Origin of the sequence: Bacteroides sp. AF29-11, from assembly GCF_003602895.1 — a bacterium.
GTDB lineage: Bacteria > Bacteroidota > Bacteroidia > Bacteroidales > Bacteroidaceae > Bacteroides > Bacteroides uniformis.
Genome location: NZ_QTLY01000006.1, coordinates 220,789 through 237,348, shown reverse-complemented (window position 1 = coordinate 237,348; position 16,560 = coordinate 220,789). Strand labels below are relative to the sequence as shown.

Genomic DNA, 16,560 nt, shown 5'->3' with positions numbered 1-16,560 from the left:
TATGAGTATGCTTGCACAGATAAGGACTTTAAGATGGTGGATATGGGGACTTGTATGCATTTGTAATATACAGTATGGTAGTGCTCAAGAATTGCTTGTCAATGTATATGGAAGGCAATATACATTGTTGAACGGTAAATGGAATGCTATAATTGATCCCTATCAGCAGGGACGCAAAACTGCGATTTATAGGAATAGGGCTTTAAAAGATAAGGCAGATTTCAAGGAATATGCTTTTGAAGGAGGTTTGCGTCTGAATGTTCCTTCTGATTGGAATTCACAAATTCCAGAACTTAAATATTACGAAGGAACGATGTGGTACGCACGTAAATTTGAGATAAATAAAAAGTCTGACGAGAATTTATTTCTTTATTTCGGAGCAGTTAATTATCGTTGCAGAGTGTATTTGAATGGAACTCTGATTGGTAGTCATGAAGGAGGCTTTACTCCTTTCCAGTTCAATGTAACTAATGTCGTGAAAGAAGGAGGGAACTTTCTGGCAGTAGAAGTAGACAACACGCGTACTGCAGATGCTATTCCAGCACTTTCATTTGACTGGTGGAATTATGGTGGAATTACTCGTGATGTCATGCTGGTACATACGCCTAAGAATTATATTCGTGATTATTTTATACAGCTGGATAAGTATGATTCGGATCGTGTTCATGCTGAAGTACAGCTATCTGCACAGAATGCAGGTCAGTTGGTGAAGATTGAAATACCAGAGCTGAAAATAGCCAATAAAGTTTTTACTGATGGAACTGGTTTGGCTAAGGCTACTTTTCGGGTTCGGAATTTGGAACGCTGGTCTCCTCAGGCTCCTAAACTATACCAGGTGATTGTCTCTTCTGAAGTAGATGAAGTAAAGGAGAATATCGGCTTTCGTAACCTTTATGTGAAGAATACGCAGATTTATCTGAATGATTCTCCAGTTTTCATGAAAAGTATTGGTTTACATGAGGAAATATCTCAACGCCAAGGGCGTGCTTATTCAGAACAAGATGCAATTGCATTATTATCTGAAGCGAAAGGATTGGGAGTAAACATGATTCGTCTGGCCCACTATCCGCAGAATGAGTATATTGTTCGTTTAGCAGAACAAATGGGACTTATGTTATGGGAGGAAATACCAGTCTGGCAGGGCATTGATTTTAAAGATAGCAGTACGCGTCTGAAGGCACAAAGAATGTATACGGAAATGTTGTTGCGTGACCGGAATAGATGTGCTCTTACTTTTTGGGGAGTTGCCAATGAAACAGCTCCTTCCGAATCTCGTAATGCTTTTCTTAAAAGTCTCGTTGAACTATGTCATAAGATGGATACCACTCGTTTGATAACAGCGGCTTTTGACCTACCTAAATTAAATTCCGAGACGAATGCCTTTGAAATGGAAGATGACTTTATTGAAAATCTGGATGTCGTTTCTATTAATAAATATATGGGATGGTATCATCGGTGGCCTATGTCTCCATCTGAGATTCGTTGGAATGTCGCCCTTGATAAGCCGTTGATATTTTCAGAGTTTGGTGGGGAAGCGCTTTATGGTCAATCTGGCGATTCGACAGTAACAAGTTCCTGGAGTGAGGAGTATCAGGAAAAACTGTATAAGGATAATTTGGAAATGTTTAAGTATATACCTAATCTTGCCGGGATTTCGCCTTGGATTTTATTTGATTTCCGTTCTCCTTATCGTTTTCATCCTACAAACCAGGAAGGATGGAATCGAAAAGGATTGATTTCGGATCAGGGGTATAGAAAGAAAGCGTGGTATGTGATGAAAGAATATTATGAATCTATAAAATAAGGATATGGATAAATATAGGCTTCTATACGTATTGGTTTTGAGTTGTGTAACAACAGTGTTGCCTGCTCAATTAAAAGATTATAGCTCTCAGGTAGATTCAGTATTGAACCTTATGACTGTTCAGGAAAAAGTCGGGCAAATGATTCAATATTCGAATAATAAACTTCTCACAGGACCTGCCCTTGACACGAGCAATCGTACCGAAGAAATAAAAAGGGGAGAGGTGGGCTCTGTTTTCAATATTATAACAGTAGAACGGGCTAAACAATATCAGGATCTGGCTATGCAATCCCGTTTGCGTATTCCTTTGCTTTTCGGACTTGACGTTCTTCATGGCTTGAAAACGATTTTTCCAATTCCGTTGGCGGAGGCTGCAAGCTTTAACCTGGATTTGATGCGTAAAACGGCAAATGTGGCTGCAGCAGAAACTTCCTCTTTGGGTATTCATTGGACTTTTGCTCCTATGGTAGATGTTTCTAGAGATGCTCGTTGGGGGCGTTCAATGGAGGGAGCTGGTGAGGATACTTGGTATGGCTCTCAAGTGGCAAAAGCACGTATAGAAGGTTTTCAGGGCTCTAACTATGATGAGAAGCGAACAGTATTGGCTTGTGCTAAGCACTTTGCTGCTTATGGTGCAGCGGTAGGAGGTCGGGACTATGCTGAAGCAGATATTTCAGAACATACGCTTCAGCAGGTTTATCTACCTCCATTTCAAGCGGCAGTAGAAGCTGGTGTTGCTACTTTTATGAATGCTTTTAATGAAATAAACGGTATTCCGGCAACAGCTCATAAAATTTTGCAGAGAGATGTTTTGAAAGGAAAATGGGGATTTAAGGGATTTGTTGTCAGCGATTGGGGCTCTGTGGGTGAGATTGCTAAGCATAGAATGGCGAAGGACAATAAAGATGCAGGACGATTGGCAGCTATTGCCGGTTGTGATATGGATATGCACTCTATGACCTATGCCAAGCATCTGGTTGATTTGGTAAATGAGGGAGAGGTGGATATTGCTCTGATTGATGACGCTGTAAGGCGTATTTTGACCAAGAAATTTGAGCTGGGGCTCTTTGATGATCCTTATTGTTATAATAATAGGGCAAAAGAAATAGAGGATAAGAAAATTGTAACAGCTAATAGAAAGATTGCTCGTGAGGCTGGTTCAAGTTCCATTGTGCTTCTTAAGAATGAGTCTGCTTTACCGATTGCCGCAACGGCAAGGCGAATAGCATTGGTTGGCCCTTTAAATAAGGCTCATAAAGATATGCTGGGCAATTGGTCTGCTTTAGGAAAAGCTGAAGATGTAATAACAGTTTATGATGGATTGCGAGCCGCTTTACCTCATGCTGAAATAACATATATAGAAGGATATGATTTAGAAACCAATGAGTTGAAAGTATTGCCGAAACTGACAGGATATGATGTGATTATTGTGTCTGTCGGAGAACGTGCAATGGATTCTGGAGAAGCAAAGTCCAAGGTAGACATTAATGTTGATGCCAATCAGCAGCGAATGGTGAAAGAGATAAAGGAGGCAACGCAGAAACCGGTAATAACTTTAGTGATGGGGGGACGTCCGTTGATATTTTCTCAGATGGAACCCTATACGGATGCTATTCTTTTCACTTGGTGGTTGGGTACGGAGGCCGGCAATGCAATAGCGGATGTACTTACCGGAAAATATAATCCATCAGCAAAGCTGCCTATGACTTTTCCTCGTAATGTAGGTCAATGTCCTTTGTATTATAACCATAAAAGCACCGGTCGTGCATGGGCTCCCAATAATCCTTGGGTAAGCGGCTATATGGATGAGAGCGTGTTACCTGCTTATGCTTTTGGTTATGGATTGAGCTATACAACATTTGATATCGCAGCTCCTGCACTAATCAAACAGCAATATAAATCGGGAGAATATATTATATTGACGACTATGGTTAAAAATACGGGAAGTTATAGCGGAAAAGAAACGATTCAACTATATTTGCAGGATGTTGTAAGCTCTCTGACACGTCCAGTGCTTGAACTTTGTGGGATAAAACAAGTAGAATTGGCTCCGGGAGAAATTGAAGAAGTAAAATTCATTTTGTCCACAGAGGAACTTGGATTTTTTAATGCAGAAAAGAAATTTGTCACAGAACCGGGTGAGTTTAAACTTTTTGTCGGCAATAGTTCAGATAATCTGAAGGCTGTAAGTTTTGAACTTATAGAGAAATGATACTATTTTTGTTAAACTTCTAATAATAATCTTTTTAAAAGGATGAAACGAATGTTGCGTATGATACGATTTATTTTCTTTCTATTGTTTCTATGCATGACAGTTGGAGTAAAAGCAGACGATTTATCTGTGATAAAAAAGAAATATATAGAAAGTATTCTTTGTACTAATTCTGATTCTCTGCTTACAACGCTGATGTGTCAAACTCCTCGTGAAAAGATTGTGGGGGACCAGATGATTGTTGAATTGATGGAGCGTTATCCTATAGAAGTGGAGTATGTTCAGAATTTAATTCATAAACTGAGTGTAGAAGGTTGCTGGTCCGATTTGGATTTTGCAAGTAATGCAGCAGGGTGGGCTCCAAGAGTACACGCTTCTCGAGTTCTTGAATTATCTAAAGTATATAGGAACCCGAACCATGTTCTATATAAGTCTCAGGAAGTGGCAGAGGCTATTCATAAAGCATTAGCTTATTGGTTTCAAGTAAAGCCGATTTCTTCTAATTGGTGGTATAATGAGATCGGTATTCCTAAGGTATTAGGAGCGGCATTCATATTGTTTGAAGATCAGATGTCTGAACAAGAAAAAAGTGAAGCCCTTGTGGTAATGGATAAAGCTAAAATTGGTATGACTGCCCAAAATAGAGTATGGCTGGCTGGCAATGTAATTGTAAAAGGCTTGTTATTAGGGGATATTCAGATGATACAGAGAGCGAGAGATGTTATAAATAGTGAGATAAAAATGGCTTATGGAAAGGCTGAAGGCATCAAGGCAGATCAAAGTTTTCATCAACATGGGCCTCAGCAGCAGGCGGGGAACTATGGTGCAGCCTATTTGGCTACAATGAGTTTCTGGGCATATATTCTGGATGATACGTCATTGGCTCTTGAACAAGAGCATTTTAAAATTATCAGTGATTATGTGAATACTGGTGTTAGGAGAATCTTGTGGAAAAATAAGATGGATATCAATAATCTTGGCCGTCAACTTTATAGACAGGCACAACGGCATAAAGGCTTTTCTACATTATTTTCAGTAAATACATTAGCTGGCATCAATAGCAATAATAATAATGTTTATCAAGCACTTATTAATGAGAATTTGGGAAGGACGCCGGTAGGTCTATTGGGACAATATCATTTTTGGAAATCGGATATTACTATTCATCGCTGTTCGGATTGGATGGCGTCTCTTAGAATGGCATCTGATAGGGTAATTGGTACAGAATCAGGTACTGATAATGTGAAAGGCTATTACTTGGCAGATGGTGCGCTATATACTTATGTGGATGGAGAAGAATATACAGATATATTTCCTTGTTGGGATTGGAGAAAAGTCCCAGGAGTAACTTGTTATCAAGAGGATAAGCGTGTGCATGTGATGGGGTGGCTTGAAAAACAAAATAAAGGTTCATTTGTAGGTAACGTGAATGATGGTAATGTAGGCATGACTTCAATGGAATTGGTTCGTGATGGACTTTATGCAAAAAAGGCATGGATATTTACTCCGGATTATGTCTTGTGCCTTGGTGCAGATATTCATTCGGATAGCAGCTATTTGGTAAATACGTCTATTGAGCAGGCGCTACTAAAAGAAAAACTCTTGCATTTGGAAAAAGGTAAATGGAATGCGGTGAAAGATGTCTGTTTTTCAGCAGATAAACCCGAGCGTTTCTTTCATCATCAAACGGGGTATATTGTGCTTGATGGAAAAGGGAGAGCTTTTTCCGAAAAGAGAACTGGCTTGTGGAATGATATTATGAAGATTTATCCTAAAAGTGAGCAGGTAACGCAAAATATCTATACGCTTTATTTCGATCATGGAACATTTCCACAGGATGCTTCTTATCAGTACATGGTACTTCCTGCCAGCTCTCTTGAGCAAGTCAGACGTTTTGATTTGTCTTCTTTTAAAGTAATAAGTAATACATCACAATGCCAAGCTGTACAGATTGATAAAGAAACTTATTTATTGGCGATGTATGATAAGGGAGAAGTTATTTTATCCAAGAAAGTGAAATTTGAGAGTGATAGGAGGGGACTTTTTATTTTACGTATCAATGCTAACGGTTGGAAGGTGTACGCATCAGATCCTACTCAACGTGAAAATATTTTAGTAGTGGCGGTTAATGGAGAGAAGAAAGAAGTAAAGTTGCCGGATGGGGAATTAAAGGGAACTGTTATTCAAATAGGAAATGAATTCCAATAGAATAGTTAGCTTTAATTATAAAGTATTTCTATGGGAAAAGGTTGTGCTAGGAGAATAGTCATAACCTTTTCTTTTGGATGTATTCAAATTCGTCTTTTCCGGATAATGGTAACACTTTTGTTCGCTTTCCGATATTTTTTCATTATTTATTTCTACATTTGTAGCGTTAACACGGACTGTGTAAAGGATATGCAAACCCTATTAAACGACATAGAATTAGATATTCAGGAATTGAAATGTTTGATGCAGGCCATTTCAAGTGATGCCAATCCGACATTGAAGATTGTGGCAAAACGGAATATCCAGCAGATGAAGGCACGCTTGGAGGCGTTGCAAGAACTGCTTGAGGAGGCGCCAACGGCTGTTGTGTCGCCCCTGGAGGAACCCCCTGCTGTTACTACTCCTTTGACCGAATCGGTTTCTCCGGTCGAATCGGTTATTCCTGATACAGTGAAGATGGTATGTGAGGAACCGGAAACAGTTCCTATTTTGGCAGAACGCATCAAGCCTGCCAAGGATTTGAAACATGCCATCAGTCTGAACGATTCATTCCGTTTTGTCCGCGAACTGTTCGCAGGCGATGCTGCACGGATGAATGAAGTGGTACGACGTTTGGGTGAGGCTCCTTCTTTGGACAAGGCTATGGATATTTTTGCTTCGGAAGTGCACCCGGATGAAGAAAATGAAGCCGCCGTCGATTTTATGGAACTCCTCAAAAAATATTTCAGCTAAACGACCGATAAGTATGGGAAAACTTTATGTAGTGCCTACCCCGGTAGGAAATTTGGAAGATATGACATTCCGTGCTATCCGGATTCTGAAAGAAGTGGATTTGATACTTGCTGAGGATACACGTACCTCCGGCATATTGCTGAAACACTTCGAAATAAAGAATGCGATGCAATCTCACCATAAATTTAATGAACATAAAACGGTTGAAAGTGTTGTTAATAGAATAAAGGGGGGAGAAACTGTAGCTTTGATTTCGGATGCAGGTACGCCAGGTATATCCGACCCGGGCTTTCTGGTAGTCAGAGAGTGTGTGCGTAACGGCATCGAAGTGCAATGCTTGCCGGGAGCGACAGCTTTTGTACCGGCATTGGTGGCTTCCGGACTGCCGAATGAGAAGTTCTGTTTTGAAGGTTTCCTTCCACAGAAGAAAGGAAGGATGACCCGCCTGAAGGCATTGGCCGAGGAGTGTCGTACCATGGTGTTCTATGAGTCTCCCCACAGATTGGTAAAAGCTTTGACGCAGTTTGCCGAACATTTCGGTGCCGAACGTCAGGCTTCTGTTTCGCGGGAAATCTCAAAGATGCACGAAGAAACGGTGCGTGGAACGCTTACAGAATTGATTGAACATTTCACGGCGAACGAACCGCGCGGTGAAATTGTGATTGTAGTAACAGGAATAGACGATTAAATAACTTCATTAACCAAACGTAAAACGAAAGCGTATGAAAAAGTTAGCAGTTTTAATTGTATGCGCGGCTGTAATGGCTTCGTGTGACAGCTTCTCTGGTGGCAGTAAGAACCAGCTGAAAGCTGAAAATGATTCTTTATTGATGGAACTGACTCAGCGTAATGCTGAATTGGACGAGATGATGGGCACTTTCAATGATATTTCAGAGGGATTCCGCCAGATTAATGCAGCAGAGAGCCGTGTGGATTTGCAGCGTGGTGCTGTGGCAGAAGGCTCTTTGAATGCCAAGCAGCAGATTGCGTCGGATATTGAGTTTATCCGTAAGCAGATGGAAGAGAACAAGGAACAGATTGCCAAATTACAGTCCATGCTGAAGAACAGTAAGAATAACTCTGCCCAGTTGAAGAGGGCTGTGGAGTCCCTGACTCAGGAGTTGGTGGCAAAGACCCAGCGTATTGAGGAATTGCAGGCTGAGCTGGCTTCCAAGAATATCCGTATCCAGGAACTGGATGCTGCCGTAACCGGTTTGTCTACTGAGAAAGAAGAATTGACTGCCGAAAATGAGGCGAAGGCTCAAACCGTTGCCGAACAAGATAAGGCACTCAATACGGCTTGGTTTGTATTTGGTACGAAGAAAGAGTTGAAGGACCAGAAGATATTGACAAATACCGGACTTTTCAAAAAAGGCCAGGTGCTGAAAGATTCTGATATCAACAAGGACTACTTTACACAAGTGGATATCCGTACGACAAAAGAGATTAAACTATACTCTAAAGATGCTGATATCTTGACTACTCATCCTGCTGGCTCTTATGCGTTGGAGAAGGATGATAAAGGACAGTTGACTTTGAAGATTACAAATCCGAAAGACTTCTGGAGTGTGTCCAAGTATTTGGTAATCCAGGTAAAATAATACTGTTATAGACTGATACAGAACGGACGCAGGTTATTGGAATTGATAATCTGCGTCTATTTTTATATATCCCTTTCCTTTAAATTATGGCATCCCAATATAAGAACCTATTTTTTGACCTGGACGATACGCTTTGGGCATTTTCCCTTAATGCACGCGATACATTCGAAGAGATGTATCAGAAGTATGATTATGACCGTTTCTTTCGGTCTTTCCAGCATTTCTATACACTTTATCAGTATCGCAATGTAGAGCTATGGGAAGAATACGGTAGGGGGCAGGTCAGTAAGGAAGAGTTGAACCGCCAGCGTTTCCTATATCCTCTGGAGGCAGTAGGGGCGAGGGATGCAGCTTTGGCCGAGGCTTTTTCTGATGATTTCTTTTCGGTCATTCCCACAAAAAGCAGGCTGATGCCGCATGCGTATGAGGTACTGGAATATTTGGCAGAGAAATACAACCTCTATATCCTTTCCAATGGTTTCCAAGAGCTGCAATGTCATAAGATGCGTTCGGCGGATATCGACCGCTTTTTTAAGAAGATTGTTCTCTCTGATGACATCGGTGTCTTGAAGCCCTGGCCCGAAATCTTTCATTTTGCACTTTCTGCCACACAATCCGAAGTGCGTGATTCTTTGATGATAGGCGATAGTTGGGAGAATGATGTGGCAGGAGCCAAAGGAGTGGGCATGCACCAAGTGTTTTATAATGTAACAGGGAAGGAAGAACTGCCTTTCCAACCGACTTATCATATCAGTAATCTGAAAGAATTGATGCAGATTTTGTGACATTGAAATTTTTAGTTGTACTTTTGTCTGCAGAAACGTATATTATACAGCTATGGACACAATCTTACCTTTCGCTTTACTTTGTTTTACCTCCTTCTTTACGTTGACAAACCCTCTCGGCACCATGCCGGTGTTTTTGACCATGACGCATGGAATGACAGACCGTGAACGGCAGTCGGTAGTATCGCGCGCCACTTTGGTTGCCTTTATTACGATTATGGTTTTTACGTTTGCGGGACAGTTCCTCTTTAAGTTCTTCGGTATCTCTACCAATGGTTTCCGTATTGCCGGTGGAGTTATTATCTTTAAGATTGGCTTCGATATGCTGCAAGCCCGTTATACCCCAATGAAGCTGAAAGACGAGGAAATCAAGACTTATGCCGATGATATTTCCATTACTCCTCTTGGAATTCCGATGCTTTGTGGTCCTGGTGCCATAGCCAATGCCATTGTGCTGATGCAGGATGCCCATACCATTCAGATGAAAGGAGTTCTTATAGGAATGATTGCCTTTATTTATCTGATTACCTTTTTCATATTGCGTGCTTCCACGCGGTTGGTCAAAATCTTGGGTGAGACGGGAAACAATGTGATGATGCGCCTGATGGGACTTATCCTGATGGTTATTGCCGTTGAGTGTTTTGTCAGCGGAGTGAAACCGATATTGGTGGATATATTGAAAGAAGGAGGCATACCATCACTGGCACACCTCCTCTAAACACTTTATTTATAAAAACACATTGGGAGAATTCCCAAGTTTCTTTAGGCTACTATTGATTAATAGCCTGGATTTTGTTCTATGTTCGGATTGGCATTGATTTCACCGACGGGAATCAACGGGAGCGCTTTCTTGGAGTCGCGGTTGAATGTACGCGCTTCTTCGCTCAATACGTCGTGCCATCCTCTGTCATTAACGTCCGTGTAGCGTGTAACGGTTTCACCTCGGCGCATAACATCGAAGTAGCGCTGTCCTTCACCTACAAGTTCCTTGCGGCGTTCGATGTAGATGCGGTCTAATGTGATGTTTCCGCTGGTTACTTGTTTGCTTTCATTCGTTGTGCGGTTGGAGATGATATCGTTCAGCAAGTTGGCAGCCTTGTTCTTGTCTCCGGCCTGGAAAGCTGCTTCTGCTGCTGACAAGTAAACTTCTGACAAGCGCAGCAATGGGACATTGGAGTAACGTACATCTCCGTTTACAGCAGGCATTTTGTTGATGTAAACTTTACGTTTGCCAAATCCTCCTGCTGCCGCTGCCAGTAATATGTCGTTACGGATGTCTGCCGGGTCGGATGTAAGCATGTCAGAGAAGTCTTTTGTGACAATTACATCTCCATATCCGGGAGAAGCGCCAGCCTTGTCTGCATATAAGTAGGCAATACCTTCACGGTCTGTCCAGTCAGTATTGTTGTTGATGGAAATCTCGAACATGATTTCTTTTGAATGATTGGCATCACTTTTGCTCCATGCAGCAACATATTCTGACGGTTCCCAAAGTTTGTAAGACGAGTTTGATATGATGTCTTCAGCTACGGATAAAGCCTTGCTCCATTCGCCTTTTGTCATATATACACGTACCTGCAAGGCTTTGGCAGCCCAAAGGTTGACATAACCCACTTCATTAGTTTTGGGCAGTGCATTTGAGTTGATTGCATCTGTCAAATCCTTTTCAATTGCCTCATAACATTGGGCTACCGTGCTGCGGCTTGGCTTTTCTGTCGATTCCAGCGGGGAGGTAGCGATGGGCACACCGAGTGAGCTACCTTGATCTACCGTATAAGGTTTACCGTAGATACGTGTAAGGTCAAACAGTGCCATGGCGCGCAGAACTTTTGCTTCTGCATCATATTGGTCAATAGTGGCTTTTGCCTCTGCCGCGTCGGTCAGGTTGCCACTTTCTGCTGCCTGAATCAGACGGTTGGCGCGTGCAATGACTACATAAGGCATCTGCCATACGGCTGTTGAGGTGGTGAAATTGTCTGCAGTTGTATATTCCATATAGTAGTAGAAGTTTGCTCTTCCACTTCCCCCGTTATATTCATATTGGATATCTTCCCCTCTCATGTCACCGTATACGAACATGAGGCGTCCATAATAATTAATCAGGCTACTGTTACCTTTAACGGCAGCATAAAGTCCCGTCCGCACATTGGCCAAATCATCGCTGTTCTTGATTGCGGTTTCAGCATCTATTCCGTCTGCGGGTGACTGATCCAGCCAACTGTTGAGGCATGATGAAGTGCTGACTGCCATAGCTGCGCAAAGCGTTGCTGTGTATAATGTCTTTAATATTTTCATTTTCGTATCTTTATTAGTTAGAAATTCAATTCTATTCCGAATGTATATGTTCTCAATGCCGGAGTCTCAAATGTGCATAGTCCGTCTACACGCATTTCCGGATCTACAAATAAGTCTTTAGACTTCCATGTAAGCAGATTGGAACCAGAGAAGTAGATTCTGGCTTTGCTGAGCCCAAGCTTGCTGATATAGTTTTGCGGAATGCTTACACCTAATGTGAGGTTCTTCAGACGTAGATAATCAGTAGGCATCAGCCAGCGTGAAGACAGTGAAGCAGCGCTTCCATATTCAAATTTAGGCAATGTGGCATTCGTGTCGCCCGGGCCTGTCCACATCTTTGAGATGTCATAGTATGTCGGTACGGCACCACCGTATAGATATGAACCGCCATTGGAGTGCTGCCAAGTGGAGTAGTCAAAAGCATCACCACCCAATGAATAAGTGAAAGTGAAGCCCAAGTCGATAAACTTCCATTTGAGGTTGTTGGTAAGACCGCCTTCTATACTAGCCTGATGCTTGCCTACAATAGTTTTGTTGGCTTCAGAGATATTTGTAGTTGTCTTGCGGGCATTCTCTGTTCCGTCATTCAGATAGAACATTTCTTTACCGGTCTCGGCGTCGACTCCGGCGTATTCATAAACATAGTATGAATAGTAAGGTTCGCCTACACGGTGAATCAGCGGTCCTGATACGATTTCATTCTGCTGGCCATCCAATTTGGTCAGTTTGTTGCTGTTGTGTGCCATGTTCAGAGAAGTGGTCCACGTGAAATCCTTGTTTCTGAAATTGGTTGATGTAATGGTCAACTCAAAACCGGAGTTCTTCAGTGAACCGATGTTTTGCGGGGTGGTATACCCATAATTGCCATCATAATATCCGCCGACTTGTGATACGGGGAGGTCGTATATAAGGTCGCTGGTTTTACGCTGATAGTAGTCGAATGTTACAGAGATACGGTCAATGAATGAAAGGTCGAGACCGATATTCCATGTTTTGTTCTTTTCCCATTTCAGGTCTGGGTTTGCAATTCCGACGATTGACATTCCTGACTGTCCATTGTATATGATTCCATATTTATAAAGATTCATATAAGCGTAATAGTCTGAAGGTTGCGTTCCGTTTACACCGTATGACACACGGAGCTTTCCATCTGTCAATACACTCTTGACGGGATTTAGGAAACTTTCGTCTATGAATCTCCATGCTCCAGAAACCGACCAGAAACTTCCCCAACGGTTTTCTCTTGCCAGACGTGAACTTCCGTCGGTACGATAGCTGAGACCGAGATAATATCTGTCTGCGTAGTTATAATTGGCACGTCCGAGGAACGAAGTCATGCGATAGCTCTGTCTGTTGGTCTCGGCACTTGTTGAACCGGCATTTGTCAATTCGTACAAATCACCCGGATAGTCTTGGCCTGCCATGTAGTTGAAAGCATATTCCGTATCTTGTGTTTCAAAACCAAGCAGGGCATCAATATTGTGCAGACCGAAAGAGTTGATGTAAGAGAGCTGGGTTTGTGTATTCAGCTGGTCATTACGATTGACAATACGCTGCATGACACCACCCGGAGCGCCGTTGTTTGAGTGTCTGTCCCAAAGAACATCATTGGTACCTTGTGCGTAATCATAAGCAATCTTTTCACTTAAATTCAACTTGTCCCAAATATTGTAGGTCAACTTGATTGTATTGAATGCCTTCATCAAGGTATAAACATCAGAACTGTGTTCTCTTTCATACAAGGGATTGACTCCAAATAAGCCGCAGCCATTGTTTAATGTGCCGTCTTCATTATAAGGAGTTGATGAGGGGCTTTGGAAGAATGCGTAATTGGCCACAGGTCCATCATAGGAGGTACCTTCATTGGTTTTGTTTTGTCTTACTTTTGAGAATTGGCTTGTAACCTGAACCTCAAAGTCTCCAAACTTATGAGTGAGGTTTGCATTACCGGTGAAACGTTCCAAACCTTGTTTATAAATGATACCTTCCTGATTGGTATAAGCAGCTGAGGTGTAGAACTTGGTACGGTCGTTACCGCCAGATACGCTCAACTGGTAGTTCTGATGAGAACCGTTACGGAAAAGCAGGTCTTTCCAATCCGTCCATCCGGTTGAGGGTTTTGAAGCAAAGTCCTCGATGTTCTGGTCTGCAAAAGTTGCGGCATCTGCATCAGACATGTTTCCGGTGTATAACCCGTAATTCTTGAGACCGGTCCATAAGAGTTCGCGGCGCGAGTCACCGTCGAGCATAGGACGATAATCTATTGCCATGTTTGAGAAACCCCAGTCGGAACGGAAACTTACATTTGTTTTGCCTTGTTTTCCGCTTTTCGTCGTAATGACCACAACACCGTTAGCAGCACGCGAGCCGTAAAGAGAGGCAGCAGCCGCATCTTTGATAACTGTGATAGACTCGATGTCATTGGTATTGAGTGAAGACAAAATATCAGTTCCTGCATCACTATAAGTGAACTCGGATAAGTCTCCACTTGTGACCGGTGTTCCGTCAATAACATAAAGCGGATTGTTTCCGGCATTGATGGAACCCATACCACGTACACGGATACTGCTTACAGAACCCGGATTACTTGAACTTGAGCCAAAAGTAACACCAGCGACATTACCAGAAAGTTTGTCGGCAACAGAAAGAACAGGTACATCTTCCAAGGTGGAAGTGTTTACAGTAGAAGCAGCTCCAGTAAATGATGCTTTTTTAAATGTACCGTAACCGGTAACCACAACCTCTTCAAGCAGCTCAGAATCGGATTTCAAAATTACCTTTACATGAGGTTTAATCGTTACTTCTTGGGTTTGCATACCAACAAACGAAATCACCAGAGTTTTCGCGGAACTTGGTACGTTTGGTAATGTAAAATCACCATCTACACCGGTAATAGCACCAATTTGTGTACCTTTTACCAATACAGAGGCTCCAATAACTGGCTGCCCGTCTTCTTCAGAAATTACAACACCTGTAACCTTCTGGGTTTGGGCAGTTACTAGGCCTATTCCGACAAAAAGACAGGCCAATAACAGCATTAATTTTCTTTTCATAAATTCTCTCTTAAAGTTTAACTTTACATTAATTGTTTCTTTACTCTAACAAAGTGCAAATATATTAATAAAACTGAAACGAACAACTATTTTATTGAAAAAACCTTGTAAATCTATCAATTTGTTAATTAAACATGTCACTTTATGCTTAATAACAGATTTTCCACACTTAAAAAACCTAAACTGGCTTATGTTTACTATCACTATGATTCTCTCTTTTAGGATGATTTTTCCAAGAAATACACATATTTTAAAACAAAATGGTTAATAAATAAGCCGCTAAAACAGAGAACGGACCTGATTTTGAAACAAATTGAGAGTTCCCGGAGGCTAAATACCGATTAATAGCTAAACACAAAAAGACACTTTTTAGAGATATTAATTCTTATTCTAATCCCATCGAGCACAGAATATCGTCTTATTTGTTATTGGTATTAATTAAAATCAAGTAAAATGAGTAAGATTATTTACAATCTAGTGTACAACAGAAAAAGAAGCCTGAATAAAAAAGGAATGGCATTGGTACAAGTAGAAGCCTATTTGGACAGAAAGAAAAAGTATTTTTCAACCAAAGTTTATTTAAAGCCAGAACAGTGGGACAATAAAAAGCTTATTGTGAAGAATCATCCTAATGCAGATGCGCTGAATAGATTGATATATGAGTTCATGGCTATGATAGAAAAAAAAGAGTTGGAATTGTGGCAGCAAGGAAGGCGTATTTCATTAGAGTTACTAAAGGATGTTTTGAGCACAAGCGAAAACAAAACCGCTTTTATTCCTTTTTTTAGGCAAGAGATAGCAAACTCTACTCTAAAAGAAAGCACAAAACGAAATCATCTCTCCACTCTTTCATTATTACAACAGTTCAAAAAGGATGTAACCTTTTCTGATTTAACATTCGAATTCATATCCTCCTTTGAATATTTCTTGCAATCAAGAGGTTATCACACAAATACGATAGCCAAACATATGAAGCATCTGAAGCGACATATAAATGTCGCCATCAACAAGGATTATATGGAGATACAAAAATACGCTTTTCGAAAGTACAAGATTAAAACTATAGAAAACAAGCATACGCACTTATCTCCTGAAGAGTTGGAGAAGTTGGAGAAATTAAGCTTGGCTGGCAGATATACTAAATTGCAAAAGACTTTAGATGCATTCTTGTTTTGTTGCTATGCAGGAATGAGATATTCTGATTTTATCAGTTTATCACCCGATAACATCGTGGAGATTCGTCAAGAAACCTGGCTAATTTATAAATCCATAAAGACGAGTACAGAAGTCAGATTACCTCTTTATCTCTTATTCGAAGGAAAAGGGCTTGTTATTCTGGACAAATATCGGGATGACTTACAAAGCTTCTTTCATTTAAGGGATAACTCTAATGTGAACAAGGATTTAATTGTGATTTCCCGCCTAGCTGGTTTATCAAAAAAAATTTCATTTCACACTGCTCGCCATACTAATGCAACACTATTGATTTATAATGGAGTAAACATCACAACGGTGCAAAAATTATTGGGGCATAAAAGTGTTAAAACCACACAAGTGTATACAAATGTAATGGATATGACTATAGTGCATGATTTAGAAAAGAACCATGCACTCATGCCTTTGCCTAAAAAAACACGAACTTAGCATAGCCAATACTACACTTTCATATCGTTAGTCATATACTTCTCCTTTAAAGTCTGTTCATTCACTATTCAGTTTCAGTTTGCTCGCTGCAAACTTACTGCATACGTTTTGCAGTACCACTGCATATTGTTTGCAGTATCACTGCATATTGCTTGCAGCCGCGCTGCATATTAGTTTGCAGTACCACTGCAACAGCTTTGCAGTATCGCTGCAATAGGTTTGCAAA

The 16,560-nt window shown here is 41.1% G+C and carries 11 protein-coding genes; 9 read left to right on the top strand and 2 right to left on the bottom strand.

Going from position 1 to position 16,560, the window contains the following annotated elements:
- Positions 1–7 precede the first annotated feature (7 nt).
- The 8 genes from DWZ03_RS11905 to DWZ03_RS11870 all read left to right on the top strand — a co-directional run bounded on the left by DWZ03_RS11905 (position 8) and on the right by DWZ03_RS11870 (position 10,060).
- Positions 8–1,804, top strand: a complete 1,797-nt coding sequence (locus tag DWZ03_RS11905; RefSeq protein WP_117689285.1) for a glycoside hydrolase family 2 protein — start codon at positions 8–10, stop codon at positions 1,802–1,804.
- A gap of 4 nt (positions 1,805–1,808) precedes the next feature.
- Positions 1,809–4,016: a glycoside hydrolase family 3 N-terminal domain-containing protein gene (locus tag DWZ03_RS11900; protein WP_120130120.1), complete on the top strand. Its 2,208-nt coding sequence runs from the start codon at positions 1,809–1,811 to the stop codon at positions 4,014–4,016.
- 60 nt (positions 4,017–4,076) lie between these two features.
- Complete coding sequence (locus DWZ03_RS11895; RefSeq protein ID WP_229081974.1) at positions 4,077–6,224, top strand: polysaccharide lyase family 8 super-sandwich domain-containing protein; 2,148 nt, start codon at positions 4,077–4,079, stop codon at positions 6,222–6,224.
- 189 nt (positions 6,225–6,413) lie between these two features.
- On the top strand, positions 6,414–6,956 hold the full coding sequence (locus DWZ03_RS11890) for a hypothetical protein (protein ID WP_034523325.1): 543 nt from the start codon (positions 6,414–6,416) through the stop codon (positions 6,954–6,956).
- Between the two features lie 13 nt (positions 6,957–6,969).
- A complete protein-coding gene (gene rsmI / locus DWZ03_RS11885; RefSeq protein WP_008665787.1) occupies positions 6,970–7,644 on the top strand; it encodes a 16S rRNA (cytidine(1402)-2'-O)-methyltransferase in 675 nt (224 codons plus the stop codon).
- 34 nt (positions 7,645–7,678) lie between these two features.
- Positions 7,679–8,557 carry a hypothetical protein gene (locus DWZ03_RS11880; RefSeq protein ID WP_005835026.1) on the top strand — a complete coding sequence of 293 codons (879 nt, stop codon included), beginning with the start codon at positions 7,679–7,681 and terminating at the stop codon, positions 8,555–8,557.
- Positions 8,558–8,643: 86 nt separating this feature from the next.
- Positions 8,644–9,342 (top strand): YjjG family noncanonical pyrimidine nucleotidase, encoded by a 699-nt coding sequence (locus tag DWZ03_RS11875; RefSeq protein ID WP_120130117.1) that lies wholly within the window; start codon positions 8,644–8,646, stop codon positions 9,340–9,342.
- Between the two features lie 52 nt (positions 9,343–9,394).
- Entirely contained in the window at positions 9,395–10,060 is a 666-nt protein-coding gene (locus tag DWZ03_RS11870) for a MarC family protein (protein WP_008665785.1), read from the top strand.
- Between the two features lie 59 nt (positions 10,061–10,119).
- On the opposite strand, the gene DWZ03_RS11865 is transcribed toward DWZ03_RS11870, so the two are convergent.
- Together DWZ03_RS11865 and DWZ03_RS11860 are read right to left on the bottom strand one after the other, a co-directional pair.
- Positions 10,120–11,637: a RagB/SusD family nutrient uptake outer membrane protein gene (locus DWZ03_RS11865; protein WP_117963565.1), complete on the bottom strand. Its 1,518-nt coding sequence runs from the start codon at positions 11,635–11,637 to the stop codon at positions 10,120–10,122.
- A gap of 17 nt (positions 11,638–11,654) precedes the next feature.
- A complete protein-coding gene (locus DWZ03_RS11860; RefSeq protein ID WP_243634959.1) occupies positions 11,655–14,690 on the bottom strand; it encodes a SusC/RagA family TonB-linked outer membrane protein in 3,036 nt (1,011 codons plus the stop codon).
- Between the two features lie 453 nt (positions 14,691–15,143).
- On the opposite strand from DWZ03_RS11860, the gene DWZ03_RS11855 reads away from it, so the two are divergent.
- Complete coding sequence (locus DWZ03_RS11855; RefSeq protein WP_008665770.1) at positions 15,144–16,334, top strand: site-specific integrase; 1,191 nt, start codon at positions 15,144–15,146, stop codon at positions 16,332–16,334.
- Positions 16,335–16,560: the final 226 nt, after the last annotated feature.

What these genes read in the sequence shown, in the direction of transcription:
- DWZ03_RS11905 (WP_117689285.1), top strand. Translation starts at nt 8, where the DNA reads ATGCTTGCACAGATAAGGACTTTAAGATGGTGGATATGGGGACTTGTA.
- DWZ03_RS11900 (WP_120130120.1), top strand. Translation starts at nt 1,809, where the DNA reads ATGGATAAATATAGGCTTCTATACGTATTGGTTTTGAGTTGTGTAACA.
- DWZ03_RS11895 (WP_229081974.1), top strand. Translation starts at nt 4,077, where the DNA reads ATGATACGATTTATTTTCTTTCTATTGTTTCTATGCATGACAGTTGGA.
- DWZ03_RS11890 (WP_034523325.1), top strand. Translation starts at nt 6,414, where the DNA reads ATGCAAACCCTATTAAACGACATAGAATTAGATATTCAGGAATTGAAA.
- rsmI (WP_008665787.1), top strand. Translation starts at nt 6,970, where the DNA reads ATGGGAAAACTTTATGTAGTGCCTACCCCGGTAGGAAATTTGGAAGAT.
- DWZ03_RS11880 (WP_005835026.1), top strand. Translation starts at nt 7,679, where the DNA reads ATGAAAAAGTTAGCAGTTTTAATTGTATGCGCGGCTGTAATGGCTTCG.
- DWZ03_RS11875 (WP_120130117.1), top strand. Translation starts at nt 8,644, where the DNA reads ATGGCATCCCAATATAAGAACCTATTTTTTGACCTGGACGATACGCTT.
- DWZ03_RS11870 (WP_008665785.1), top strand. Translation starts at nt 9,395, where the DNA reads ATGGACACAATCTTACCTTTCGCTTTACTTTGTTTTACCTCCTTCTTT.
- DWZ03_RS11865 (WP_117963565.1), bottom strand. Translation starts at nt 11,637, where the DNA reads ATGAAAATATTAAAGACATTATACACAGCAACGCTTTGCGCAGCTATG.
- DWZ03_RS11860 (WP_243634959.1), bottom strand. Translation starts at nt 14,690, where the DNA reads ATGAAAAGAAAATTAATGCTGTTATTGGCCTGTCTTTTTGTCGGAATA.
- DWZ03_RS11855 (WP_008665770.1), top strand. Translation starts at nt 15,144, where the DNA reads ATGAGTAAGATTATTTACAATCTAGTGTACAACAGAAAAAGAAGCCTG.